This window comes from Allobosea sp. TAF32 (assembly GCF_052113585.1).
Lineage (GTDB): Bacteria > Pseudomonadota > Alphaproteobacteria > Rhizobiales > Beijerinckiaceae > Allobosea.
Genome location: NZ_JBFRDM010000003.1, coordinates 14,093 through 39,248 on the forward strand (window position 1 = coordinate 14,093; position 25,156 = coordinate 39,248).

The 25,156-nt window shown below is 66.1% G+C and carries 24 protein-coding genes; 16 read left to right on the forward strand and 8 right to left on the reverse strand.

Annotation, left to right across the window (positions count from 1 at the left end; translation table 11 throughout):
* Positions 1–112 precede the first annotated feature (112 nt).
* Complete coding sequence (amaB, locus tag AB4Z16_RS07625; protein ID WP_441510738.1) at positions 113–1,630, reverse strand: L-piperidine-6-carboxylate dehydrogenase; 1,518 nt, start codon at positions 1,628–1,630, stop codon at positions 113–115.
* A gap of 241 nt (positions 1,631–1,871) precedes the next feature.
* Here amaB and AB4Z16_RS07630 point away from each other — a divergent pair, with 241 nt between their 5' ends.
* The 3 genes from AB4Z16_RS07630 to AB4Z16_RS07640 all read left to right on the forward strand — a co-directional run bounded on the left by AB4Z16_RS07630 (position 1,872) and on the right by AB4Z16_RS07640 (position 4,621).
* Entirely contained in the window at positions 1,872–2,786 is a 915-nt protein-coding gene (locus AB4Z16_RS07630; RefSeq protein WP_441510739.1) for a LysR family transcriptional regulator, read from the forward strand.
* 88 nt (positions 2,787–2,874) lie between these two features.
* On the forward strand, positions 2,875–4,098 hold the full coding sequence (locus tag AB4Z16_RS07635; protein ID WP_441510740.1) for an NAD(P)/FAD-dependent oxidoreductase: 1,224 nt from the start codon (positions 2,875–2,877) through the stop codon (positions 4,096–4,098).
* 16 nt (positions 4,099–4,114) lie between these two features.
* On the forward strand, positions 4,115–4,621 hold the full coding sequence (locus AB4Z16_RS07640) for a DinB family protein (protein WP_441510741.1): 507 nt from the start codon (positions 4,115–4,117) through the stop codon (positions 4,619–4,621).
* 126 nt (positions 4,622–4,747) lie between these two features.
* Here the strand turns inward: AB4Z16_RS07640 and AB4Z16_RS07645 are convergent, their stop codons facing one another.
* A complete protein-coding gene (locus AB4Z16_RS07645) occupies positions 4,748–5,281 on the reverse strand; it encodes a GNAT family acetyltransferase (protein ID WP_441510742.1) in 534 nt (177 codons plus the stop codon).
* 176 nt (positions 5,282–5,457) lie between these two features.
* On the opposite strand from AB4Z16_RS07645, the gene AB4Z16_RS07650 reads away from it, so the two are divergent.
* Genes AB4Z16_RS07650 through AB4Z16_RS07660 form a run of 3 tightly spaced genes read left to right on the forward strand, consistent with a single transcriptional unit; the run spans position 5,458 to position 7,205 of the window.
* A complete protein-coding gene (locus AB4Z16_RS07650) occupies positions 5,458–6,090 on the forward strand; it encodes a LysE family translocator (RefSeq protein ID WP_441510743.1) in 633 nt (210 codons plus the stop codon).
* A gap of 9 nt (positions 6,091–6,099) precedes the next feature.
* Complete coding sequence (locus tag AB4Z16_RS07655) at positions 6,100–6,666, forward strand: chromate transporter (protein WP_441510744.1); 567 nt, start codon at positions 6,100–6,102, stop codon at positions 6,664–6,666.
* The gene (locus AB4Z16_RS07660; RefSeq protein WP_441510745.1) at positions 6,666–7,205 is read left to right on the forward strand and encodes a chromate transporter; all 540 of its coding nucleotides are present in this window, start codon (positions 6,666–6,668) and stop codon (positions 7,203–7,205) included. Before AB4Z16_RS07655 ends, AB4Z16_RS07660 begins: the two co-directional genes overlap by 1 nt.
* On the opposite strand, the gene AB4Z16_RS07665 is transcribed toward AB4Z16_RS07660, so the two are convergent.
* Positions 7,172–8,164, reverse strand: a complete 993-nt coding sequence (locus AB4Z16_RS07665; protein WP_441510746.1) for a hydrogen peroxide-inducible genes activator — start codon at positions 8,162–8,164, stop codon at positions 7,172–7,174. The two genes, AB4Z16_RS07660 and AB4Z16_RS07665, sit on opposite strands and share 34 nt — an antisense overlap.
* Before the next feature lie 178 nt (positions 8,165–8,342).
* Here AB4Z16_RS07665 and katA point away from each other — a divergent pair, with 178 nt between their 5' ends.
* The 3 genes from katA (at position 8,343) to AB4Z16_RS07680 (ending at position 12,254) form a co-directional block, all read left to right on the forward strand.
* On the forward strand, positions 8,343–9,830 hold the full coding sequence (katA, locus tag AB4Z16_RS07670) for a catalase KatA (protein WP_441511182.1): 1,488 nt from the start codon (positions 8,343–8,345) through the stop codon (positions 9,828–9,830).
* A gap of 157 nt (positions 9,831–9,987) precedes the next feature.
* Positions 9,988–10,914 carry a cation diffusion facilitator family transporter gene (locus AB4Z16_RS07675; RefSeq protein WP_441510747.1) on the forward strand — a complete coding sequence of 309 codons (927 nt, stop codon included), beginning with the start codon at positions 9,988–9,990 and terminating at the stop codon, positions 10,912–10,914.
* Between the two features lie 131 nt (positions 10,915–11,045).
* Positions 11,046–12,254: a M20 family metallopeptidase gene (locus AB4Z16_RS07680; protein WP_441510748.1), complete on the forward strand. Its 1,209-nt coding sequence runs from the start codon at positions 11,046–11,048 to the stop codon at positions 12,252–12,254.
* Positions 12,255–12,260: 6 nt separating this feature from the next.
* Here the strand turns inward: AB4Z16_RS07680 and AB4Z16_RS07685 are convergent, their stop codons facing one another.
* Positions 12,261–12,842 (reverse strand): TetR/AcrR family transcriptional regulator, encoded by a 582-nt coding sequence (locus tag AB4Z16_RS07685; RefSeq protein ID WP_441510749.1) that lies wholly within the window; start codon positions 12,840–12,842, stop codon positions 12,261–12,263.
* Between the two features lie 106 nt (positions 12,843–12,948).
* On the opposite strand from AB4Z16_RS07685, the gene AB4Z16_RS07690 reads away from it, so the two are divergent.
* Positions 12,949–13,173 carry a hypothetical protein gene (locus AB4Z16_RS07690; protein ID WP_441510750.1) on the forward strand — a complete coding sequence of 75 codons (225 nt, stop codon included), beginning with the start codon at positions 12,949–12,951 and terminating at the stop codon, positions 13,171–13,173.
* A gap of 8 nt (positions 13,174–13,181) precedes the next feature.
* Here AB4Z16_RS07690 and AB4Z16_RS07695 read toward each other — a convergent pair whose 3' ends face one another.
* Both AB4Z16_RS07695 and otsB read right to left on the reverse strand, forming a co-directional pair.
* Complete coding sequence (locus AB4Z16_RS07695; RefSeq protein ID WP_441510751.1) at positions 13,182–15,023, reverse strand: glycoside hydrolase family 15 protein; 1,842 nt, start codon at positions 15,021–15,023, stop codon at positions 13,182–13,184.
* 10 nt (positions 15,024–15,033) lie between these two features.
* Positions 15,034–15,834 (reverse strand): trehalose-phosphatase, encoded by an 801-nt coding sequence (gene otsB, locus AB4Z16_RS07700; RefSeq protein ID WP_441510752.1) that lies wholly within the window; start codon positions 15,832–15,834, stop codon positions 15,034–15,036.
* Positions 15,835–16,113: 279 nt separating this feature from the next.
* Between otsB and otsA the strand changes: the two genes are divergently transcribed.
* From otsA to AB4Z16_RS07730, 6 genes are all read left to right on the forward strand, one after another.
* Positions 16,114–17,667, forward strand: a complete 1,554-nt coding sequence (gene otsA, locus AB4Z16_RS07705; RefSeq protein WP_441510753.1) for an alpha,alpha-trehalose-phosphate synthase (UDP-forming) — start codon at positions 16,114–16,116, stop codon at positions 17,665–17,667.
* Between the two features lie 182 nt (positions 17,668–17,849).
* Positions 17,850–20,117: a phosphoenolpyruvate--protein phosphotransferase gene (gene ptsP / locus AB4Z16_RS07710; protein WP_441510754.1), complete on the forward strand. Its 2,268-nt coding sequence runs from the start codon at positions 17,850–17,852 to the stop codon at positions 20,115–20,117.
* Between the two features lie 49 nt (positions 20,118–20,166).
* Positions 20,167–21,252 carry a peptide chain release factor 1 gene (gene prfA, locus AB4Z16_RS07715; protein ID WP_441510755.1) on the forward strand — a complete coding sequence of 362 codons (1,086 nt, stop codon included), beginning with the start codon at positions 20,167–20,169 and terminating at the stop codon, positions 21,250–21,252.
* A gap of 74 nt (positions 21,253–21,326) precedes the next feature.
* A complete protein-coding gene (locus tag AB4Z16_RS07720; RefSeq protein ID WP_441510756.1) occupies positions 21,327–21,578 on the forward strand; it encodes a hypothetical protein in 252 nt (83 codons plus the stop codon).
* Between the two features lie 53 nt (positions 21,579–21,631).
* Positions 21,632–22,471 (forward strand): peptide chain release factor N(5)-glutamine methyltransferase, encoded by an 840-nt coding sequence (prmC, locus tag AB4Z16_RS07725; protein ID WP_441510757.1) that lies wholly within the window; start codon positions 21,632–21,634, stop codon positions 22,469–22,471.
* A 420-nt stretch (positions 22,472–22,891) separates the two neighbouring features.
* Positions 22,892–23,866 carry a DUF4167 domain-containing protein gene (locus AB4Z16_RS07730; RefSeq protein ID WP_441510758.1) on the forward strand — a complete coding sequence of 325 codons (975 nt, stop codon included), beginning with the start codon at positions 22,892–22,894 and terminating at the stop codon, positions 23,864–23,866.
* Between the two features lie 66 nt (positions 23,867–23,932).
* On the opposite strand, the gene AB4Z16_RS07735 is transcribed toward AB4Z16_RS07730, so the two are convergent.
* A complete protein-coding gene (locus AB4Z16_RS07735) occupies positions 23,933–24,718 on the reverse strand; it encodes an MOSC domain-containing protein (RefSeq protein ID WP_441510759.1) in 786 nt (261 codons plus the stop codon).
* A gap of 129 nt (positions 24,719–24,847) precedes the next feature.
* Positions 24,848–25,156: a DUF2293 domain-containing protein gene (locus AB4Z16_RS07740; protein WP_441510760.1), complete on the reverse strand. Its 309-nt coding sequence runs from the start codon at positions 25,154–25,156 to the stop codon at positions 24,848–24,850.

Consider the following 25,156-nt stretch of genomic DNA (forward strand, 5'->3'; position numbering starts at 1 on the left):
TCGTCTGGCCGTCATGGTCGGGCTTGACCCGACCATCTCGAAAACCAGCATCTTCTCGTCATGAGATTCTCGGGTCACCGCTATCAGGCGCCCGAGAATGACGGCTTATGCCTCACGCATCCACGTCGAAGCTGACGCCCTGCGCCAGCGGCAGCGTGGTGCCGTAGTTCACGGTGTTGGTGGCGCGGCGCATATAGGCCTTCCAGGCGTCGGAGCCCGCCTCGCGGCCGCCGCCGGTCTCCTTCTCGCCGCCGAACGCGCCGCCGATCTCGGCGCCCGAGGGGCCGATATTGACATTGGCGATGCCGCAGTCGGAACCCTCGTCCGAGACGAAGAGCTCGGCCTCGCGCATGTTCAGCGTGAAGATCGAGGAGGACAGGCCGGCGCCGACCGCATTCTGGATCGAAATCGCCTCGTCGATGGACTTGTACTTCATCACATAGAGGATCGGCGCGAAGGTCTCGCGCTCGACCGGGCCGCACTGGCTGGGCATCTCGACCAGCGCCGGACGGACATAGAAGCCCCCAGTGCCGACATCGACCTTCTCGCCGCCATGGACCTTGCCGCCCTCGGCCTTGGCCTCGGAGAGCGCCTTCTGCATGCCCTGATAGGCGGCCTCGTCGACCAGCGGACCGACCAGCACGCCGGCCTCGCGGGGATCGCCGATCTTCACCGAGCCGTAGACCTTGGCGAGCTTCGGCACGAGCGCGTCATAGACGCTCTCATGCACGATCAGGCGGCGCAGCGTGGTGCAGCGCTGGCCGGCGGTGCCCATCGCCGCGAAGGCGATGCCGCGCAGCGCGATGTCGAGATCGGCCGAGGGAGCGACGATCGCGGCATTGTTGCCGCCCAGCTCGAGGATGGCGCGGGCGAAGCGAGCCGCCAGCTTCTGGCCGACTTCCTTGCCCATGCGGGTCGAGCCGGTGGCCGAGACGACCGGGACGCGATGGTCCTGGACCAGGATGTCGCCGAGTTCGCGGCCGCCGATCAGGATCTCGGAGAGGCCGACGGGGGCCTCGGGGCCGAAGCGCTTCATCGTCTTCTCGACGATGGCCTGCACGGCAAGCGCCGTCAGCGGGGTCTTCTCGGAGGGCTTCCAGACGACGCTGTCGCCGCAGACGAAGGCGAGCGCCGCGTTCCACGACCAGACCGCGACCGGGAAGTTGAAGGCCGAGATCACGCCGCAGACGCCGATCGGGTGCCAGGTCTCCATCATCCGATGGTTCGGGCGCTCGGTGGCGATGGTCAGGCCGTAGAGCTGGCGCGACAGGCCGACGGCGAAGTCGCAGATATCGATCATCTCCTGGACCTCACCGAGGCCCTCGGAGGTGACCTTGCCGGCTTCGAGCGTCACCAGCAGGCCGAGATCGGTCTTGGCGGCGCGCAGCTCCTCGCCGAGCAGGCGCACGAACTCGCCGCGCCGCGGCGCCGGCACCTTGCGCCAGGCGAGATAGGCGGACTGGGCCCGGCCGATCGCGGCCTCGGCTTCGCCCGGGGAGGTCTCGCGCAGGGTTACGACGGTCTCGCCGGTGATTGGCGAGCGGGCCGAGAGGCCGGCATCGGCATAGGCACTCTCGGAGACGCCGAGGCGCTTGAGCAGGGCGAGCGTGTCGTTAGGGAGAGAGGTCATGTGTCTGCCTGTTCGCCGATGCCAGTGAACCACAGCCCTCATCCTGAGGAGCGCCGAAGGCGCGTCTCGAAGGATGTTCCAGTGAGCGGCGTCTTCTGGAGCATCCTTCGAGGCGCAGGCTGGCGCCTGCTCCTCAGGATGAGAGCTCGGGAGACCGTGGTCGCCCTTTGGTCGCGGAGAATGCCCCCTTTCCTATCGCTGGGGCAACCGATATGTTCTCACCACTTGGTGAGTTCTAATCATGGACGATGTTCTGATCCCCGGCCGCCTTACGGTGCCATCGCTGTCCGCGCTCGCGGCCTTCGAGGCGGCGGCCCGGCATGGCAGCTTCACCCGCGCGGCCGAGGAGCTGAATCTGACGCAAGGAGCCGTCAGCCGGCAGGTTGCCCATCTCGAAGGGGCGCTTGGCGTCAGCCTGTTCGAGCGCATCAAGAAGCGCGTCAGCCTCACCGCCGCGGGCGCGGCCTATGCCGCGGAGGTGCGCGAGGGGCTGTCGCGGCTCGCCGCCGCCACCGTCTCGACGATGGCTTTTCGGGGCGCGGCCGGCGTGCTCAACCTCGCCATCCTCCCGACTTTCGGCACCCGCTGGCTGATTCCGCGTCTGCCGCGCTTTATCGAAGCCCATCCCGGCATCACCATTAATTTCGCTACCAAGCTCGTGCCCTTCGACTTCACGCGCGAGCCGCTCGATGCCGCCATCCATTTCGGCGACCCGGTCTGGCCCGGTGCCCGGCTGCACCGGCTGATGGGCGAGGAGATCGTGCCGGTCGCTTCGCCCGCCCTTGTCGCGCGCTTCGGCCTTGCAGAGGCCGCCGATATGCTTAAAGCGCCGCTATTGCAGCAATCGACACGACCGCGCGCCTGGGCCAACTGGCTGGAACAGCAGGGCCTGCCGCCGCAGCGGGCGCTGATGGGGCCGCGCTTCGAGCAATTCGCCATGGTTTCGCAAGCGGCGGTGGCGGGCCTGGGCCTCGCCATCGTGCCGCGCTTCCTGGTCGAGGAGGAATTGCGCTCGGGCGCGCTCGTCATCCCGGTCGACCGCTCCCTGGTCGGGCAGGAAGGCTATTATCTCGTCTATCCCGAGGAGAAGGCGGGGCTGCCGGCCGTCGCCGCCTTCCGCGATTGGCTGCTGGCGGAGTGCGCGCCCGCACCCTGACCCTCTCGACAAGCGGCTCCGGTCGCGTCATTCATGCGCGGAATTCACCAACCCGGCTCTTGAGCCGAACCGTCGCGCGAGGGCCGCCATGTCGTCCGTCTCCGAAACCGCCGATGTCGTGATTTGCGGGGGCGCCGCGATCGGCTCCTCCGTCGCCTATCATCTCGCCGCCGATCCCGGCTTCACCGGCAAGGTCGTGGTGATCGAGAAGGACCCGACCTATCGCTTCTCCGCCTCCGCGCTCTCCGCCGCCTCGATCCGCCAGCAATTCTCCAGCGCGGTGAATATCCGCATCTCGCTCTTCGGCGTCGATTTCCTGCGCAATATCGGCGCACATCTCGCGGTTGATGGCGAAGTGCCGGCGATCGACCTGCATGAAGGCGGCTATCTCTATCTCGCGAGCGACGCCGGCGCGCCGGTCCTTGCCGCCAACCAGAAGCTGCAGGCGGCTGAAGGCGCCGATATCGCCCTCTATGACCCGGCCGCGCTGAAGCAGCGCTTCCCCTGGCTCAATACCGAGGATCTCGCCTGCGGCACCTTTGGTGTCAGCGGCGAGGGTTGGTTCGACGGCTGGGCGTTACTCCAGGCCTTCCGCAAGAAGGCGCGCAGCCTCGGCGTCGAGTACCAGCAGGGCGAGGTCGCGGGTTACGTTACCGAGGGTGGCCGGGTGACCGCTGTCGAACTCGCCGATGGCAGCCGCATCGCCTGCGGCGCCGTGGTCAATGCTAGCGGGACGCATGGCGCAAAGCTGGCGGCGACGGCGGGCATAGACATCCCGGTGAAGTCGATGAAGCGCTACGTCTTCACCTTCACCTGCAAGGGTGATGTCGATGGCTGCCCGCTGCTGATCGACACCACCGGCGCCTGGTGCCGGCAGGAGGGCAAGCGCACGGCGGAGGGCCAGCTCTTCATCGGCAGCTGTTCGCCGCTGACGCCCGAGCAGGATGTCGAATGGATCGAGACTGATCCTTCCGCCGAGGACGTCGATTGGGGCTTCTTCGAGGAGGTCGTCTGGCCGGCGCTCGCCCACCGCATACCGGCCTTCGAGCAGATCAAGCCCGGCCGCGCCTGGGCCGGTCCTTACGACATGTGCGGGCTCGACCATAACGCCATCGTCGGCCCGGCGGTCGGAGTGCCCAATCTGTATCTCGCCAACGGCTTCTCCGGCCACGGCCTGCAGCAGTCGCCGGCAGTTGGCCGTGGGCTCGCCGAGCATATCGCGCATGGCCGCTATCGCTCGCTCGACCTTGCCGATCTCGGTCACGAGCGCATCGTTACGGGCAGGCCGCTCAAGGAGGCCAACGTCATCTGACGAGGAGGCCGCCACCATGGTCGATCCCGCCTATGTCCGGACCATGGCCCGCTACAATGCCTGGCAAAACCGCAGCCTGATGGAAGCGGCGGACGGGCTGACAGACGAGGCGCGCAAGCTCGATCGCGGCGCCTTCTTCAAGTCGATCCACGGCACCTTCAACCATATTCTCTGGGGTGACGAGATCTGGCTCAGCCGTCTCACGGGCAGCGAGAAGCCGTCAGTCGGCGGCCGCGATTCGGCGGTTTATTTCGAGGACTGGGCGCAGTTCTGCGCGCGCCGCCGCTTGCGCGACCAAGCCATTCTCGACTGGGCGGAGAGCGTCGAGGCCGATTGGCTGCGCGGCACGCTGATCTGGTATTCCGGCGCAGCCGGCCGCGAGATGGGCAAGCCGCGTGCCTTCGTGATCGCCCATTTCTTTAACCACCAGACCCACCATCGCGGCCAGATTCACGCCATGCTCACGGCGGCCGGTGCGAGGCCCGACGATACCGATCTCTTCCTGGTCGACGAGACGCGGTGAGGGCAACCGCTGTCATGCTCGGGCTTGCCCCGAGCATCTCCTGCCGAAAGAAGCTCCAGTGCTCTTGCTGCCGGAGATTCTCGGGTCACTGCTTCGCGGCGCCCGAGAATGACGCGAGGCGACCGCTTATCCTTCGCCTGCGACGGAGGAGGGTATGCCCGCATGTCCCTTTGGTCGCCTGTCTTTCGCGCCTTCCTCATCCTCCTCATGCTCCGGCGGAACCGACGCCGTCGCGTTCTGGCTGAGCTTCTGGAAGAGGCCGAGACCCACCAGCGCGAGCACTGCCAGCAACATCAGGAGGCCGGGATAGACGAGGTCTCGCATCGTCTCGCGCGACGTCTTGGCGATCAGCACCAAAGACTCCAGCGAGAGCGCCACGATCATGATCGACATGAACTTGGTCAGCGATCCCCGTGCCTCGGCGGGCCGGCGCATCTCGCGATCGGCCACCACCTCTTCCTCGAACAGGAACTTGCCGACATCGGCGACCGCCACCGCGATGATCACCAGGCCGATCGCGTCGAGCATGGTGTCGAGCGCGCCGTCGCCGGTCCAGAAGCCGTGCGACGTCCGCCAGACCGCGACCCCTATCAGGATGATCGAGGCGCCGAGCAGCGCGAAGGCGATGATGGTGTAGAGCAGCCGGCTGAACAGCGTCATGTCTCCCCCCAATCCGCTTGCTGGCGACAACCGCCGTTGAGGCGGCCGGTTCCGTTCCTGTGCCTCCGGGGCCGCCGCGGACGCATCGAAGGCTTGCATGGCGGCTCCCGCGGCAATGCGATTGCCGGCTACCCTGTTCCATGGTCCAAGCGCTGAGTTCCGCGGAGCGCTGAGCCATGCCCGAGACGACCACCCTCGTGACCTTCGCCCTGATCGCGCTGGGCATGGTGCTGACGCCCGGACCCAACATGATCTACCTGATCTCGCGCTCGATCGCGCAGGGCAGGGGAGCGGGGCTGATCTCGCTCGGCGGCGTCATCCTCGGCTTCTTCGTCTACATGTTCTGCGCCGCCTTCGGCATCACGGCGCTGCTCTTCGCCGTGCCCTATGCCTATGACGCGCTCAGGCTGGGCGGTGCTGCCTATCTGCTCTGGCTGGCCTGGCAGGCGGTGCGGCCGGGCGGGCGCTCGCCCTTTCACATCCGCGACCTGCCCCATGACGGGCCGCGCAAGCTCTTCGCCATGGGCTTCCTGACCAGCCTCCTCAATCCCAAGATCGCGATGTTCTATCTCGCGCTGCTGCCGCAGTTCATCGACCCGGCCGCCGGCGATGTGCTGGCCCAGTCGGTCGTGCTCGGCTTCATCCAGATCGCGATCAGCGGCAGCGTCAACGCTCTGATCGCGACGGCGGCGGGCAGCATCGCGCTCTTCCTGCGCACGCGTCCGTTCTGGTCGCTGGTCCAGCGCTGGCTGATGGGCACTGTGCTCGCCGGCTTCGCCTTGCGCATGGCGATGGAAGCGCGGCGCTAGCAATCGTCGATGTCAGCCCTCGAAACCGCGACGGACGCGCCTCCGCCTTCCCTGCCGGCCCTGTTCACCGGTTTTCTCAAGATCGGGATGATGGGTTTCGGCGGCGTCGGCCCCGTGGCGCGCCATATCATCGTCGCCGAGCGCAACTGGCTCGACGATCGCGGCTATGCCGAGCTGATGGGCATCTGCCAGGCGCTGCCGGGCGCAAATACCGTCAACGCCGCCGTCATGCTCGGAGACCGCTTTCGCGGCGCGGCCGGTGCTTTGACCTGCGTCTTCGCCCTGATGGCGATGCCGCTGCTCGCGCTCGTTGCGATCGCGAACATCTATAACGCGGTTTCCGACCATCCGCTGGCGCAGGTCGCGCTGACGGGCGCTGCTGCCAGCGCAGCCGGGCTGATCCTCGGCACAGCCGCACGGCTGCTCGCAAAGGCCGGCCTTGCTCGCTGGGCCTGGATCATGGCCATGGCCGCTTTCGCGGCGGTTGGCGTGCTGCGGCTGCCCATGCTGCCGACCCTGCTGGTGCTCGTGCCGCTCGGCCTGGCCGCCGCCTCTCTGGGAGCGCGGCGGGTCTGATGGAGCGCGGCATCTTCGGCCAGTTGATCGTCACCTTCGGCACGATCTCGCTGATGGCGATCGGCGGCGCCAACGCCGTGGTGCCGGAGGTCCACCGCCAGATCGTCGACATTCTCGGCTGGATGGACGCGCCGACCTTCGCCCGCCTCTTCGCCATCGCCCAGTCCGCGCCGGGGCCGAACGTGATGCTCGCCAGCATCGTCGGCTGGCATGTCGCCGGGACGGGCGGCCTGCTCGTCGCCACCGCGGCGATGCTGCTGCCGTCCTCCGTGCTGGCGCTCGCCTGCAGCCGTGGCCTGCAACGCTTCAGCGACAACAGCATCGTTCGGATCGTGACGCTCGCCCTGGTGCCGATCGCGCTCGGCCTGATGCTCGCGAGCGGTGCCGTCGCGACGCTGGCAGCCGACGCCGGGCTTTTCGGCTTCGTGATCACGGCTGCAACGGCCGCGGTGACCTATCGCTCGAAGCTCAATCCGCTAGTGCCGATGGCGGTGGGCACCGTCGTCTATGTCCTAGCCTGGTACGCCGGCCTCGTCTGACGTTCCGGCTGGGCGGCCGCGAGGTTGATCGCTCCCGGCTCGGCCGCAGGGAGGCGATTTGCCGTCAGGGCTTCGCCGATTTCCGTGAGAACGGCACCGAGTGCCTCGAAATCAGCCTTGCGGGGCGAGGTTCGGCGCCAGGCGAGGCCGATCGAGCGGCTCGGCACCGGTGCGGCGAAGCGGAAGAGCCGCACCGGCATGTCCGGTCTGAATTCGATCGGCAGCGCCATCGCAGGCATCAGCGTGGTGCCGAAGCCGTTGGCGACCATCTGCATGATCGTGGAGAGACTGGAGGCGCCATATTGCCGACGCGAGCCGCCCGCGGTGGTGCGGCAGAAGCTCAGCGCCTGGTCACGGAGGCAATGGCCTTCCTCGAGCAGCAGCAGGTTCTCGCCCGCGAACGGGGCGTCGGGCCGGAAGGGCGGGGCATTCTGTTGCGTTTCGGCGGGGACGGCGAGCAGGAAAGGGTCGTCGAACAGCGGCAGGGTCTCGATTCCCGCGCGTTCGATCGGCAATGACAGCAGGGCGACGTCGAGTTGCCCTTCGATCAGTTCCTCCAGCAGCGTCGCGGTCTGCGTCTCTCGCAGCCTCAAATCCAGCGCCGGGAAGCGCCGCTGCAGCAGCGGCAGGGTCGTCGGCAGCAGATAGGGCGCGATCGAGGGAATGACGCCCAGGTCCAGCTCGCCGCCAAGGAGGCCGCGACGGTGGCGGGCGTGGTCGACGAGATCGCTGGTCTCCAGCAGTATGCGGCGGCCGCGCTCGGCGATCTCGGCGCCCATCTCGGTCAAGGCGACTGCGCCGCGCCGTCGCTCGACCAGCTGACAGCCCAGAAAGGCCTCGAACTCCTGGATCTGCAGTGACAAGGCGGGCTGGCTGACATGGCATTCCTGCGCGGCGCGGCCGAAATGACGGTGCCGGGCGAGGGCGACGAAATAGCGGAGCTGCTTCAGTGTGACCATGTCGATTTGATAAACTTATCGTGCCCTGCCGTAAACGGTATTGGACATTGTCGTCACATGGCGCTGTTACTTCCTCCAATTCCAAACCGGCCGTGCCCGTCACGCGGGCGGTCGACCGTTCAGGAGGGAATGAGCCATGTCAGCCAACGATCCGAAGAACCCGCAGACCGGCGTCGCGATGACGACCACGGCCGGAGCGCCGATCCCGGACAACCAAAATTCGATCACTGCCGGCGAACGCGGCCCGGTCCTCCTGCAGGATTATCAGCTGATCGAGAAGCTGGCTCACCAGAACCGCGAGCGTATCCCGGAGCGCGTCGTCCACGCCAAGGGCTGGGGCGCCCATGGCACGCTGAAGATCACCGGCGACATTTCGAAATACACCAAGGCCAAGGCGCTCCAGCCTGGCACCGAGACCCCGCTGATCCTGCGCTTCTCGACGGTGGCGGGTGAAATGGGCGCCGCCGACGCCGAGCGCGACGTGCGCGGCTTCGCCATCAAGTTCTACACCCCGGAAGGCAACTGGGATCTCGTAGGCAACAATACACCGGTCTTCTTCGTGCGTGACCCGGTCAAGTTCCCCGACTTCATCCACACCCAGAAGCGCCATCCCAAAACCAATATGCGCTCGCCCACCGCGATGTGGGATTTCTGGTCGCTCTCGCCGGAAAGCCTGCATCAGGTCACCATCCTGATGTCGGATCGCGGCCTGCCGACCGATGTTCGCCACATCAATGGTTACGGCTCGCACACCTATTCCTTCTGGAACGACAATGGCGAGCGCTACTGGGTGAAGTTCCACTTCAAGACCATGCAGGGCCACAAGCACTGGACCAATGAGGAAGCGGAGAAGGTCATCGGCAGGACGCGTGAGTCCACGCAGGAAGACCTGTTCAATGCACTGGAGCGCGGGGAGTTCCCGAAGTGGAAGGTGCAGGTCCAGATCATGCCCGAGCTGGACGCCGAGAAGACCCCCTACAACCCCTTCGACCTCACCAAGGTCTGGCCGCATGCGGATTATCCGCCGATCGACATCGGCGTGATGGAGCTCAACCGCAACGCGGAGAACTATTTCGCCGAGATCGAGAACGCCGCCTTCTCGCCGTCGAACATCGTGCCTGGCATCAGCTATTCGCCTGACAAGATGCTGCAGGCCCGCATCTTCTCCTATGCCGACGCCCATCGCCACCGGCTCGGCACGCATTACGAGAACATCCCGGTCAACCAGCCGAAATGCCCGGTGCACCACTATCACCGCGACGGCCAGATGAACACCTATGGCGGCATCCGCACCGGTCATCCGAACGCCTACTACGAGCCCAATTCCTTCAATGGCCCGGTCGAGCAGCCCGCGGCCAAGGAGCCGCCGCTGAAGATCTCGGGCGATGCCGATCGCTATAACCACCGCATCGGCAATGACGACTACGGCCAGCCGCGTGCGCTGTTCAACCTGTTCGATGCCGGCCAGAGGGAGCGCCTCTTCTCCAACATCGCCGCGGCGATGGGGGGCATCCCGCAGGAGATCGAGGAGCGCCAACTGGCGCATTTCGACAAGGTCCACCCGGATTACGGCAACGGCGTGCGCCGCGCGCTCGCCAAATCCGACGGCCGGGCCCGGCCGGCGATCTCGGTGACCGAGAACACGCCGCAGGAAGCGGCCGAGTGATCGGCTGATCCTTCGCGAGATAGGAAAAGGCCCGTCTGCCTCGCAGGCGGGCCTTTTTTATTAGGCGGCACGGCCTCACGCCCAATGTGGGGGAATGGCATTTCGGCCGCCCGGCCTGTAGCGTCCGGGGAGGGCGGCGGAGCGAAGGGCCAACTCCGTGAACACAGAGCAAAACGTTCTGCGCGTCTCGATCGCCGTCACCTTCCTCCTCGCAGCGGCGGGCATTGCCTTCGGCCTCCTCTCCGGCTCCTTCGCGATCGTCTTCGACGGCGTCTACGCTCTGACGGACGCGACCATGACGATCGTCGCGCTGCTGGTCGCCAATCTGATTACGTCCTCGACGGCTGACGGCGCTGTCGGCGGCAGGCTGGTCAAGCACTTCACCATGGGCTTCTGGCACCTGGAACCAATGGTCCTCGGCCTTAACGGCATCCTCCTGACGGGAGCAGGGATCTATGCGCTGATCAACGCAATCGGCAGCATCATGGCCGGTGGGCGGCATCTCGCCTTCGATTACGCCATCGTCTATGCGGTGCTGACGATGCTGATCGCCTTCGCCATGGCGATCTACGGCAAGCGGGCCAACCGGGACCTCCATTCGAACTTCGTCGCGCTGGATGCCAAGGCCTGGGCGATGTCCGGCGGCCTCAGCGGCGCGCTGCTCGTCGCCTTCGTCTTCGGTTACGCGATCCAGGGGACTCGGTTCGCCTGGATGCTGCCCTATGTCGATCCGGTCGCGCTGGCGCTGGTCTGCATCGTCGTGATCCCCATGCCGATCGGAACGATCAAGCAGGCCCTCGCCGACATTCTGCTGGTAACGCCGGCCGATCTGAAGCGCCATGCCGACAACGTCGCGGAGGACATCGTCCGTCGCTACGGCTTTGCCACCTACCGATCCTATGTCGCGCGGGTCGGCCGCGGACGGCAGATCGAGCTCTATTTCATCGTGCCCAAGGACGGGCCGGCGAAGAAGCTGGAGGAATGGGACCGCATCCGCGATGAGATCGGCGAGGCGATCGGCGACGATACGCCTGACCGCTGGCTCACCATCGTTTTCACCACAGATCCCGAATGGGCCGATTGAGCCCGTCTAGGCGGCGCCGGCTGGCATGCGCGCGGTGAATGGGATCTCCGCTGTGGTTTGCCGTTGCCGCGAAAGGCCCAGCCTATAAGCTGCCCGGCATTGTCCCATCCGGAACGAATGCGAGTGAGCCGATGAGCGCTTTGACCCCCGAGGAGCAGAAGGTCACGGAGTGGCTGGCGAGCCGCAAGGAAGGCATGGTCGCGCTGTTGCGCGAACTGGTCGATACCGACTCGGGCTCCTACGACAAGGCCGGCGTCGACCGGGCAGGAGAGGTCGTCGCGCGCTTCCACAAGGCGAATGGGCTCGACGTCGAGGTTTTGCCGGACGCCCGCTTCGGCGATGCCGTCAAGGCGCGCCTGCGCAATCCGACAGCCAATGACCAGCGACCCGTGCTGCTGCTCGGCCATCGCGATACCGTCTTCCCGCAGGGCGAACCGACGCGCAGGCCGTTCACGATCAAGGGCGCGCGTGCCTATGGGCCGGGCGTCGCCGACATGAAGGGCGGCATCGTGATCTCGGCCTTCGTCGCCGCGGCGTTTTCAGAATGCGGCGGCCTGACCTCGCCGCTCATGATGCTGACGACCAGCGATGAGGAGATCGGCTCACCGTCCTCCCGGCCGGTGATCGAGGAAGCGGCGCGCGAGTCGCGCTGCGTCTTCAATGCCGAGCCCAGCCGGCTGCCTGCCGGAACCGATTTCGCCAGGGACCACAAGCAGTCGGTCACCAGCGGCCGCAAGGGCGGCGTCTTCATGCGCGCCGAATTCACCGGCAAACCCGCCCATTCCGGCGCGAACTATGAGAAGGGCGCCTCGGCCATCGTCGATCTCGGCCACAAGATCCCGCAGCTCCAGGGCCTCACCGATCTGGAGAAGGGCATCACCGTCAATGTCGGGCTGATCGGCGGTGGCCAGACCGTCAACACCATCGCCCCGCACGCCTGGTGCGAGATCGATCTGCGCTATGTCACCGCTGCCCAGCGCGACGAGATGGTCGGCAAGATCACGGCGATCGTCGAGGCGCCGCAGGTGCCGGGCACCAGCGCCGTGCTCTCGATCAAGGGCGAATTCCTGCCGCTGGAGCGTTCATCGGAATCGGCCGTGCTCTACGACGTCTATCGCGAGGCCGCGGGCGCTTTCGGCATCGGGGTGACCGCGGAATTCACCGGCGGTTGCGCCGATTCAGGCTTCACCGCCGCGCAGGGCACTCCGACCTTGTGCAGCGTCGGGCCGATCGGCGGCATGGCCCATACGCCGGACGAGTTCCTGGAGGTCGAGAGCCTGGTCCCGGCGGCGCAGGTGCTGGCGCTTGCCGTGATGCGCGCTGCCGCGAAGGTCGGCTGAGAGCGGTCAGCGGCAGAGCAGATCGATCTTGCGGCTGAGCGAAGGCTCGTCCTCGCTCAGCCGGTCGGTCAGCACATGCAGCCAGTTGAAGCCGACCCAGAGCTCGAGCCGGTCGTCGATCTCCTCAGGCGCGAACTCGCCGCGCTCGGCGGCGCGCACGAACATCTGCCGTGGCGCCGCCAGCCTCTCCGGCATGAACTTGAAGCGCAGCGCGGCGAGTGCGCTTTCGCTGCTCTGAGCCTCGGCGATCAAACCCCGGAAGACGCGCCCCGCCGTATCCTCGCGCCAGAACCGCCAGAGATCCCTGGTGTAGCGCAGAAGGTCGGCGCGCAATGAGCCCTCGTCGGGCACGGGGATCGCGGCGTCCTTTTCCGCGCCGTAGACGTCAATGAACAGATCGGCCTTGTTCGGCCACCAGCGGTAGATCGTCGGCTTGCCGGCGCCGGCACGGCGGGCAACCTCCTCGATCGAGAAGCCGGCATAGCCCTTCTCCGCCAGCAGATCCCGCGCTGCCGCCTTCACGGCCGCCTCCGTCTCGGGGCTGCGCCGCGCGCCGATCGAGGCACGCCGCTTCAGGTGCGGTTCCATTGCAATCCCGTCCTTGTCGCTTCGCGGTCTCTCCTTGACATAACGAAACGGGCCGTTTAGATCAACCAATCGAAACGGTCCGTTTCGTTATGAACAAGGCCATCACATGGGCACGCCTTCTTCCTTCTCGCGCCTTGCGGCACGCCTGCGCTTCCTGGCGGTTGCGACTGCCGGCGCCTATGGCGCCATCAATCTCCTGCTGGCTTTGCTCGCGCCGCTGACACAGGGGTGGCCGACGCTCGGCGTCACGGCCCTGGCAGTGCCGCCGATGGTGCTGGCGATGGTCTACGGTGTGATCCCGATCGCGTTCCGTTTCGGTTCGCCCCGCTGAAGCATGGCTCAGAACGCCTCTTCCCAGTCGCGGCTGAGGCGCATCGCGCAGTTGATCAGCCCGACCATCGAATAGGTCTGCGGGAAATTGCCCCAGAGCTCGCCGGTTTCGAGGTCGGCATCCTCCGAAAGCAGGCCGAAGCTGTTGCGCCGCTTCAGGATGCGCTCGAACAGCTCCTTGGCCTCCTCGCTGCGCCCGATCGCGTTCAGCGCATCGACATACCAGAAGGCGCAGATCAGGAAGCCGGTGTGCATGTAGCCGAAATCGTCCTGTACCGCGTAGCGCAGCAGCAGGTCGCCGCGCTTCAGGTCGCGGCCAATCGCCTCGACGGTGGCAATGAATCGGGCGTCATCCGGCTTGACGAAGCCGATCTCGGCGAGGAGCAGCAGCGTCGCGTCGAGTTCCTGACCGTTGAAGGTCGAGACGAAATGACCTTTCTCGCCGTTCCAGATCTGCTCGGCGATGATGGTTTTGAGCCGCTTCGCCTCGCCCTTCCAGTATTCCTTGCGATCGGCGCGCCCGAGCGTGCCGGCGATGCGGGCGAGCCTGTCACAGGCGGCCCAGCACATCACGCTGGAGAAGGAGTGCACGGCTTCCTTCTCGCGCAGCTCCCAGGGGCCGGCATCGGGCTTGTCGAACACGGAGATCGCCAGCTCGCCCATCCGTTCGAGCTGGCTGAACAGCGTATCCTTGCCGGGCTGGATCAGGCGACGGTCGAAGAAGGAATGCGTCGCCGCCAGCACAACCGCGCCGTAGCCGTCGTTCTGGATCTGCACCGCCGCGCCGTTGCCGAAGCGCACCGGCTGGTGCCCGCGATAGCCTGAAAGGTTCGTGGCCTCGAACTCGATCAGCGTGCCGCCGCGCGTGATCGGGTAGAGCGGCGGCAGGTGCTCGGCGCCGCTCTCCGAGAAGGTGTCGACGATATTGGTGATGAAGCCGAGATAATCCTCCATCGTCCGCGTCGTGCCGAGCCGGTTCAGCGCATGGACGACGAAATAGGCGTCGCGCAGCCAGCAATAGCGATAGTCCCAGTTACGTTGTGTGCCAGGCGCCTCCGGAATCGAGGTGGTCAGTGCGGCGACGATGGCCCCGGTCTCCTCGAAGGAGCAGAGCTTGAGCGTGATCGCCGCGCGGATCACCTCTTTCTGGTACTCGAACGGGATCGAGAGCGAGCGCACCCAGTCGCGCCAGTAATCGGTCGTCTTGTCGAGGAATTCGCGTGATGCCGTTTCGATTTCCGCGCGCAGCGCCTCGTCCGAGCCAATGACGAAGGAATAGGTCTGATCCACGGCGAACGGCGTGCTCTCCATCACGTAGGAGATCGGCGCATTCGTCGTCAGCCGGATCGTCTGGTCGGCGCCGACGAAGCGCATGTGGTTGGAGCCGCGGGTGATCTCGTCGGGCTCTTCTCCGATGCCGAGGCAGGGCTTGAGCAGGACGCGGATGCGCGGACGGCCCGAGATGCGGCGCACGCGGCGCACGAGCTGCGGCGGACGGAAAAAACGCTCGTAGCGCACGAAGCGCGGCGCGAAATCGAGAATCTCGATGGCGTTGCCCTGATCGTCCGACAGCACGGAGGAGAGGATCGCGGTGTTGTCGAGATAGCCCTGCTCGCAGCGCGTCATGCCGACGAGCTCGATGGCGAAGAAGCCCTTGTCGAGCTCATCATTGCCGTCATCGGCCTTGTTGTTGATCAGCGAGCAGAACACCGGATCGCGGTCGAAACGCGGGAAGCAGCCCCAGACGATGCGGGCGCGCCGGTCGATGAGCGCGGCGATCGAGCAATTGCCGATCACGCCGAGGTCGAGCGAGGCGGAGTGCTGCCCCGCAGCCGTGGTCGTTACGCTCATGGCTAGGCCCTTAGTTCTGGGAAAAACTGGAGGCGGTCAGGCCGCCATTCTCGGCGGCTTCGAGCAGGATATGCCGCAAGGCGGTCGGCGAGGCGAGGCGGATCGTCGCCAGGCTCTCTCGATCCGCGCCGATGCGGATCGAAAGCCCACCCATGGCGTTGACCGTCTCGAAGCCATCCTCGTCGGTGATGTCGTCGCCGATGAAGACGGGGCGGTGGCCGGCATAGGCCGGTGTCGCCATCAGCCAGGCGATGGCGCCGCCCTTGCTCGCGCCGGCCGGAACCAGCTCAGCGACGGACTTGCCCTCCTGGAGGCGCACGCCGGGCCCAAGCTTCGCAGCGGCCTTTCGCATCAGATCCAGCGCCTCGTCCTTGAGCTCGGGCGCAAGCCGCCAGTGCAGCGCTGCCGAAATCCGCTTGTCCTCGACGATGATGCCGACATGGCTGTTGGCGAAGCGCGCGAGGTCCCGCAACGTCTCGCGCATATGTTCGGGGGGGGCGGACTGCGAGCGCAGCTCGCCCCCCATCCGAATCTGGGCGCCGTGCAACCCGGCGATGTCGAAGCGGTAAGGTGCCAGCATCTCGTCGAGAAAGGCGATCGGGCGCCCCGAGACCAGGGCCAGCGCCCCGCCAAGCTGGCTGCGCAGGCTTTCCAGCGCCGGGGCGACGCGCCGGTCGAGCTGGACGTCCTCGGGGGAGGGCGCGATCTCGACCAGTGTTCCGTCGAAGTCGAGGAACAGCGCGATCTGCTCCGCCTCCGTAGCGATATCACGAGCGCTGTGGACAGTTTCCGGTTCGATCAATGTCGTCATCGCTTTCTATTTGGGCAGGGAAGACGGCAGAAGAACGGCTGTCCTCGCTGGCAATCCTTTCTCATGGCCGGCGCGCGGCTACCAGCGCGGAAAAATCGTCATCGGGGTTGTCTCATTTTACTGTTCGCCCGATAGTGGCGATCACGATTTCATCGCAGCTCCGCCACCGCTTCGCCATGCGGCCAGCGCTGCACCCCGGAAACATTACGCTTGCCTGGGCGTTCTGTTCCTGCCGCCGATGGCAAAAATCGGGCGGCCCTCCTGGAGAAATTCGTCGCTATGCGTCTCATCGTCGTTTCGAACCGCGTCACCATCCCCGATCGTCAGGAAAAGGCGACGGCGGGCGGGCTGGCGGTGGCGCTGCGCGAGGCGCTCGAGCAGCATGGTGGCCTCTGGTTCGGCTGGAGCGGCGGCATCAGCGACGCCGCGGTCCATGACATCCGGCAGATCCAGCGCGGCAACGTGACCTATGCCGTGACCGACCTCAGCGAAGCCGAGCGGCAGAGCTATTATCTCGGCTTTTCGAACCGGGCTCTCTGGCCGCTGATGCACTACCGGCTCGGGCTGACCGATTTTCAGCGCAGCGACTATATGGGCTATCTCGGCGTCAATCGCCGCTTCGCCCGGGCGCTGGCGAGTCTCATCCAGCTCGACGACGTCATCTGGATCCACGACTATCATCTGATCCCGCTGGCGGCGGAACTGCGCCGGCGCGGTGTGACCAACCGCATCGGCTATTTCCACCATATCCCGTGGCCCTCGGCCGATGTGATCGGGGCCTTGCCGTTCAGCGGGACACTGATCCGCACCATCGCCGCCTATGATCTGGTCGGGATGCAGACGGAGCTCGATGTCCGCAACCTGATCGGTGGGCTGGAGGCGCTGTGCGGCGGGCGCCGCGACGGGCAGCGCGTGCGCGTCGGTACGCGCGAGACTGAGGTGCAGGCCTTCCCGATCGGCATCGACGTCGAGGGGTTCCGCCGCCTCGCCACGGCCTCGACGCGTCAGGCGCCGACACCGCTGCGGGCCACGCGGGAATCGCTCGGTGAGCGCAAGCTCGTCGTCGGCGTCGATCGGCTCGACTATTCGAAGGGTATCGTACAGCGTCTCGAGGCGTTCGGAGAGTTCCTGCGCAGCCATCCCGAGCATCGCGGCAAGGTGAGCCTCCTGCAGATCGCCCCGCCTTCGCGCAGCGACGTGCCCGAATATGCCGAGCTGGACCGCCTTTCCGACGAGGTTGCGGGCAGGCTGAACGCCCAGCTCGGCGAGTTCGACTGGACGCCGATCCGGGTGGTGAAAAAGGCATATTCCCGCAATGCGCTCGCCGGCTTCTATCGCCGCGCGGAGGTTGGGCTCGTCACCCCGATGCGGGACGGGATGAACCTCGTCGCCAAGGAATATGTCGCGGCCCAGAATCCCGCGGATCCGGGTGTCCTCGTCCTCTCGCGCTTCGCCGGCGCCGCCCAGCAGATGCGCGAGGCGCTGATCGTCAATCCCTATGATGCCCATGAGGTGGCGGACGCGATCCGCACCGCGCTCGCTATGCCCAAGACCGAGCGCATCCGCCGCTTCGAGGCGCTTTACACTACGATCGCCGCTGCGGACATCGATTGGTGGACGCAGAGATATCTCGACGCATTGACGGGCCGTGCTGGCGTGCCGGGCGTGGAAGCCGAGCGCGAGAAACCGAGGACCGGGACCCGGCGCCCTGCGCGGACCGCCGTCATCACGAAGCGGCCGTCCCAGGATGGCAAGAGCCGCAAGGTCTCGAAAGAATCACCGCGGAAGCCGGAGGCCCTCGCGGCGTCTCATCTGGCGGTGGTTCGACCATGAGACCTTGGCTCAATCGCGACGAAGACGGTCGAAATCTTGGGGGGATGTTCCAAGGCCTGTTCACAGCCCTTGCCGAATAAGGTCTTTGGTCGCTAGAAGGCAGCATGGCCGGGTTGGGCGACTCGGGTCGGACAGGCATCGTATCGTCGATGGCTGAGGAGGCGGGCGGAGGGCTGAGATCGATGCGAGGTGCTCTCGGAGGACCGGGCGTTCTGTTGCGCCGCCTCCGCGAGGTCATGGCCGCATCGATCAGCCCGCAGGAGCGGCTCGATCGGCTCGTCGTCCTGATCGCCGGCAACCTCGTCGCGGAAGTCTGCTCCGTCTACGTTCTGCGCGAGGACGGCTCGCTCGAGCTTTACGCCACCGAGGGCCTCAACCGGGAGGCGGTTCACCTCACGACCATGCGCGCGGGCGAAGGCCTCGTCGGTCTGATCGCGAGCGAGGCTGAGCCGTTGGCGCTTTCGGATGCGCAGGCGCATCCCTCCTTCTCCTACCGGCCCGAGACGGGCGAAGAGGTTTATCGCTCCTTCCTCGGCGTGCCGATCCTGCGTGGCGGCGCCGTGATGGGCGTGCTCGTCATCCAGAACCGCGCCTCGCGCATCTATTCCGAAGAGGAGGTCGAGAGCCTCCAGACCACCGCCATGCTGATGGCGGAGATGATCGCGGCCGGCGGGTTGAAGTCGCTGGCAGCGCCCGGGGCCTCCATCGGTCTCGACCGGCCGATCCACAGTGTCGGCGTGATCCTGGCTGACGGCGTCGGGCTTGGCCATGCGGTGCTGCATGAGCCCCGCGTCGCCATCAGCAACCTCATTGCCGAGAATCCGGCTGCGGAGGTCGGCCGCCTCGAAGCCGCGATCGGCGAGATGCGCGCATCGATCGACGAACTGATCGAGCGGGGCGACGTCGCTCACACCGGCGAGCATCGCGACGTTCTCGAAACCTTCCGCATGTTCGCCCATGACCAGGGCTGGCTGCGCCGGATGCGCGAAGTCGTGATGACCGGTCTGACTGCCGAGGCGGCAGTGGAGCGCGTCCAGTCCGACACCCGCGCGAAGATGCTGCGCCAGACCGACCCCTATCTGCGGGAACGGCTGCATGACCTGGACGATCTCGCCAACCGGCTGCTGCGCACCCTGCTGGGCAAGGCCAATGGCGTTGCGCATGAGCAATTGCCCGAGAACGCGATCCTCGTCGCGCGCTCCATGGGGCCGGCCGCTCTGCTCGACTATGAGCGCGCGCATCTGCGCGGCCTCGTCCTGGAAGAAGGCGGCCCGACCAGTCACATCGCCATCGTTGCCCGCGCGCTCGGCATTCCCGCAGTCGGAGAGGTCGCGAATGCGACTGCGCTCGTCCAGGCGGGAGACGCCATCATCGTCGACGGCCAGGCGGGCGAGGTGCAGATCCGCCCGCAGCCGGATGTCGAGAACGCCTACAAGGACAAGGCCCGGCTGCGTGCCCGCAAGCAGAAGCAGTACGAGAAGCTCAAGGAGCTGCCGGCGGCGACCAGGGATGGCGTCGCGATCACGCTGCAGATCAATGCCGGCCTGATCGTCGACATGCCGAACATCGAGGCGACGGCGGCGTCCGGCATCGGCCTGTTCCGCACCGAGCTCCAGTTCATGGTGGCACAGCATATGCCGACCACCGCCGAGCAGCAGGCGCTCTATACGGCGGTGCTGGATGCGGCTGGCGAGCGCTCCGTAACCTTCCGCACCCTCGATATCGGCGGCGACAAGGTGTTGCCCTATATGGAGCGGGTCGAGGAGGAGAATCCGGCGCTCGGCTGGCGGGCGATTCGCATCGGGCTCGACAAGCCCCGCCTGCTCAGGGCGCAGTTGCGCGCGATGCTGCGTGCCGGAGCCGGGCGCGATCTCAAGATCATGCTGCCGATGGTCGCGACGACCGACGAGTTCCGCCGCGCCCGCATGATCATCCGCCGCGAGCAGGCAATGCTGGAGAAACAGGGCGTCGCTCCGCCGCATGATCTGCGCGTCGGGGTGATGGTGGAAGTGCCTTCGCTTCTGTTCGAGCTGCCGGAAATCGCCCGCGAGGCCGATTTCCTCTCGATCGGCACGAACGACCTGATGCAGTTCCTCTTTGCCGCCGACCGCGAGAACAAGCGCGTGGCGGATCGCTTCGATCCGCTCGGTGTCGGGGCCTTGAGGGCGCTGCGCCGGATCATCGATGCGGCGTCGGAAACCGACTGCCCGGTGACGGTCTGCGGCGAGATGGGTGGCAAGCCGCTCGAGACGATGGCGTTGATCGGTCTGGGTTATCGCGGTTTCTCGATGTCGGCCGCCTCGGTCGGCCCGGTCAAGGCGATGCTGCGTGCGCTCGACGTCCGCAAGCTCCGCGAACGCATGGACTGGATGCTCGCCTCGCCGGAAGGAGCCGCCAGCCTGCGCCCGCACCTCGCCGCCTTCGCGGCTGAATTCAAGGTCCCGGTCTAGCGACGCTCGCTCGCACACCCGGCCTTCTCGTCATTCGCAGAGTTATCCAATGTCCCTTCAGCTTCCCCAGGATCGTCTCGACACCATCGTGGCGCGTCATGCCGCCGCGATGGACGAGATCAACCATGCGAGCGATCCGGTCCGAACCGTCGAACTGGCGAAGGAACTCTCGGAGCTCGATCCCGTCGTTGCAGCGATCGCGTCCTGGCGCCAGGCTCAGGTCTCGCTGGAGGAGGCGGAGGGCCTGATCGCAGATCCCGCTACCGACCCGGAATTCCGCGATCTCGCCTATGAGGAGCGCGATGCCGCCCGCGCCGAGATCGAAGTGCGTGGCCGCGAGATCCTGATCGCGCTGCTGCCGAAGGACGCCGCCGACGAGCGCGGCGTCATCATTGAAATCCGGGCGGGAACCGGGGGGGACGAAGCTTCGCTCTTCGCCGGTGATCTGCTGCGCATGTATCAGCGCTATGCCGCCCAGAAGGGCTGGAGCGTCGACATGCTTTCGGAAAGCGAGGGAACCGTCGGCGGTTACAAGGAAGCCATCGCCGAGATCAACGGCCGCGGCGTCTATGCCCGGCTCAAATTCGAATCCGGCGTTCACCGTGTCCAGCGCGTGCCGGATACCGAGGCGAGCGGGCGCATCCATACCTCCGCTGCAACGGTCGCGACCCTGCCGCTCGCGAGTGATGTCGACGTCGTGCTGAACGATGGCGATATCCGGGTCGACACGCTGCGCTCCGGCGGCGCCGGGGGGCAGCACGTCAACAAGACGGAATCGGCGGTGCGCCTCACCCATATTCCGACAAATACGGTCGTGCTGGTTCAGGACGAGCGCTCTCAGCACAAGAACAAGGCCAGGGCCTATGAACTGCTGCGCGCCAAGCTCTACGACATGGAGCGCCTGCGCATCGATGCCGAGCGCTCAGCGGACCGGCGTTCGCAGGTCGGCTCGGGCGATCGCTCGGAGCGCATCCGCACCTATAATTTCCCGCAAGGTCGCGTCACCGACCATCGGATCAACTTGACGCTCTATAAGCTCGACGAAATGATGCAGGGCTTGGTGCTCGACGAGATCGTCGATGCCCTGACCGCCGAGCATCAGGCAAAGCTCCTGGCAGAGGAAGGAGCGGCGTAAGTCCGTGGCGATGAAACCAAATCGCCCCCTCCACGTTGGTGGTGTGTTGACACCAGCAAAGGGGGGATCCTCCCATGATCAAGACGATGTCCACGGTAGCGATGGCCGGCCTGATGGCGCTGGCGATGAGCGGAGTCTCGCAGGCGCAAGAGAAGGCGCTTCGGAAAGTCACCTCGGGTCCGCCCGCGGCCTTGCAGGGGGCAATGACCCAGTCGCAGGCGCGCAAGGCCTGCCAGATGGAGATGAAGGGCGCGCGCGAGAGCAAGGCCTCGATCAATACCAAGATGAAGCTGTGCATCGACCAGAAGATGCAGGGCAACAGCTGATCGACCGCGCGAACCCGAGCGCTTCGGCGATCGATTGGTCAGGGGAGGGCGCCGTGCCGACCGTCAGGGAAGCGCGGCGTTTCCTTGCGCGGCGCCTGATCCAGTCTGGCTCTCAGAGTGCAGGGCTCGACGCCCGCCTCCTTGTCGAGGGAAGCCTGGGAGTCGAGAATCCGGATCCCGACATGGCTTTGCCGCCGGAGGGGCTTGCCAGGCTGCGCGACTTTGCGCTGCGGCGGATATCGGGCGAGCCCGTCTGGCGCATTCTCGGCGAACGCGAATTCTGGGGCCTCGCATTTCGGCTTTCGCCCGCCACGCTTGAGCCGCGGCCGGACAGCGAGACCATCGTCGAAGCCGCCTTGAGGGAACTGGCCGATCGCCGGGGCGAGGCCCTGAAGCTGCTCGATCTCGGAACCGGCACCGGCTGCTTGCTGATCGCGCTGCTGAGCGAGCTGCCGCTGGCGACCGGCATCGGGATCGATCTGTCGGAAGACGCTATCGTCACGGCGGCCGGCAACGCTGAGCTGAACGGAGTGGCCGAGCGCGCGAACTTCCGGCGAGGCAACTGGACGGAAGGGCTGGGCGGCGGCTTCGACTTGATCCTGTCCAACCCGCCCTATATCCCCTCGTCAGAGATCGCCGGTCTGTCCGTCGAAGTGCGAGAGCATGACCCGTTGCTGGCGCTCGATGGTGGTGAAGACGGGTTGGGGCCCTATCGCATCCTTGCTCGGTCCTTGCCCGCTTTGCTGGCACCCGGCGGCCTGGTCGTCTTTGAGATCGGTGCCGGGCAGGGCCCCGACGTCATCGCGCTGATGCGCGCCGGTGGGCTTGAATTCCGCGGCAGCCGGAACGATCTGGGAGGGCACGAGCGGGCGTTGATCTTCGCGCTCGCCTGAAATGCACAGGCTTTTGGTTGATTTCGCTTGGAGAAGCAGTCAAAAGCCGCTATGCAGCATTCAGCCGAAGCTGGTGGCGTCAGAGCCGGGCCTCAGGGCAGTTTCCGTTTTTGCAGGATTTGCTCGAGTTCGGCATCGTTTGCAGGCATGTTCCTGAGGCGATGCAGCTGACAAGCCGGGTGGAGCCCCGAAGGCGCGTGGCGCCGATCGGCTCATGGGGTTGAGGCCCCTTTTGGGGCGGAGCCCCGTTTTGGAAAAGAGCGCGTGAAGACCAGAAACGGCGTATCGCCCCTTCGGGTCAACTCAGTCCGGCACAGCGTCGCAACCCGCTGTGTGTCGCAACGCGTATGACGGCACCACGGTTGCTTTGAGCACAGAAGCGCGAGACAGACGCGAATGAGACCAGGTCAGAACCGGCGTATGCGCGGCCGTAACAATAACGGCAACAACAACGGCAATCGCAAATCTCCAAATCCGCTGCAACGTAGCTACGAATCCAACGGTCCGGACGTAAAGGTCCGGGGCACGGCGCAGAATGTCGCCGAGAAATATCTGCAGCTTGCGCGCGACGCCCAGTCTTCTGGGGATACGGTCGCGGCCGAGAGCTATTTCCAGTATGCCGAGCATTATTATCGCATCCTGCTAGCGGCGCAGGAGCAGATGGCCCAGCAGTTCGGCCATTCCTTCCCGCCGAACCGCGCTTTCGTCGAGGATGCGGATGAGGGTGACGAGGAGGGCGACGAGGAGGCCATGTCCTTCCAGCCCGGCACCGGGCCGCAGCCCGAGATTCGTGGGCAGAACGGCTATGTCGGCCCCAACGGCTACAACGGCCATGGCGGCCAGCGGGCTGAGGGCGAGGGCGGCGAGGGCCCGCAGCAAGGCGGCCAGCGCTTCGATCGCCAGAATCGCCGCGAGCGTTTCAACAACGACCGCCGCTTCGACCGCCAGGACCGCGGCGAGCGCCGTTTCGATCGGAATGCGGAAGGCGATCAGGGCGCTCCGGGCGGCTACGCACCGCGTCCCGACGCGCCGCGTTCCGATATCCCGGTCGCCGGCGAGGGCTCGGCCGAGGTTGCTTCCGAGCAGGCTCAGGGCGAGCGCCGCTTCGAGCGGGCCGAGCGTCCCCAGCGCGAGCGTCGTCCGCGCCGCGAGCGCGAGATCGAGGCGGATGCGGGCGAGGATGTCGCCGCGGCCCTGCCGTCCTTCCTGACCAACCCCGTGCGCGTCTCGGCGCCGGAGCCCGTCGAGGCAGCCCCGGCCGAGCCGGTGGCGGCTCCGGTTGAGGCGGCTGCGGAAGTCGCTGCGGAGGCGGCGCCTAAGCGCACCCGCCGTCGCCGCTCGCCGCGCGAGGTCATGGACGCGTTGGGTTCTGAGACGGATGGTTCCGCCGAGTGAGTGGCGGAGCTTGCTGACAGCTTTGAAAAAGGGCCCGCAAGGGCCCTTTTTTATTGGTCTGCGCTCTCAGGCGATGCCGAGTTCGACCGTCGCTTCCGCCGGCGTCAGCACGTCGCCTGCCTGTAGGCTCCCGCCGGCGACGATGCGGCAATAGATGCCGCAATCGACATGGCCGTAGTTCTGCATCAGCGCCTTCGGGATCTGCATGTCGCGCGCGCCGGTCTCCGGGTCGACATTGGTCGCCGCGCAGCGCTCGATCCGCTTGATCACATGCAGCCGCAGGCCATCCGGCCCGTCGAGATCGCGGCCAACCAACTCGTTCTCTGCCCAGGGCTCGAGACCGCTCACCATCAGATTGCCGCGGAAGCGCAACGGATCGACTGGCCGCCCGAGGCGTCTTTCGAGATCGGCAACGCTGGCGAGATTGATGATCGAGACGAAGCCGGAACGGGAATCGGTGAAGCGATAGGTCGAGGGCGCCGTCAGCAGTTTCGGTTCGCCGCGCAGCTCGTCGGGCATGAAGCCCTCGAAGAAGCGCGTGATCGCTGCCCTGCCGTCATCACTGGCGGTCGCTGCACGCAGCACTTCCCGGCCTCCCTCGTGGATGACGAGATCTCCGCTCGCATCGTCATAGCGGCTGCGCAGCCGGGCCAGCGACTCGTTGCGCATCAGCATCAGGTATTTGATCTTCGGCTGATGCACCGGTTCGGCCGGGTCGAAGCCGGAAAGGCCGTTCTCGATGGCGAACAACCGGTCGCCGGGAAAATAGCCTTCGGTGGGCAGGTCGGCGCGCTGAAGCGGCTCCGGCGAGAGGCCTTTCACAGGGTAGCGATAGAGCGTTTCGATGCGCATGGTCCGACCTGAGCAGGCAAAAGATGGCGGACCATAGCCTTGCCACGCCGTCCTGACAGATCAAATCTTGTATCCGTTTCGATCAATCCGCCGGCATGGGAACCGGTTTTGGGCATAGCCGACGCTGCATTAGTCGTCTTCGCCGTCGCTGACCGAGCGTTGGCAGCCCCAGCCGGCGAGCACGGCGTCGGTCTCATCGGCGACGAAGAAGCGGGCGGCGTCGCGGTCATAGCCTTCGGACAGCAGGCGTTCGTAGTCGGTATGGACGTGGCGGACATGGCTGCCGAGCGCGAGCCAGAGCGCGGTCGAAGGCGGCAGGTCCTTCATGTGCCGCCGCTCGGCCAGTGTGACTACAGCCTCAGCGTCGGAGAGCGGGATGCCAGGCGCAATCGCCCTCAACGCCCGACGAATCGCCTGCTGTCGCTTGGTCCCGGCCAT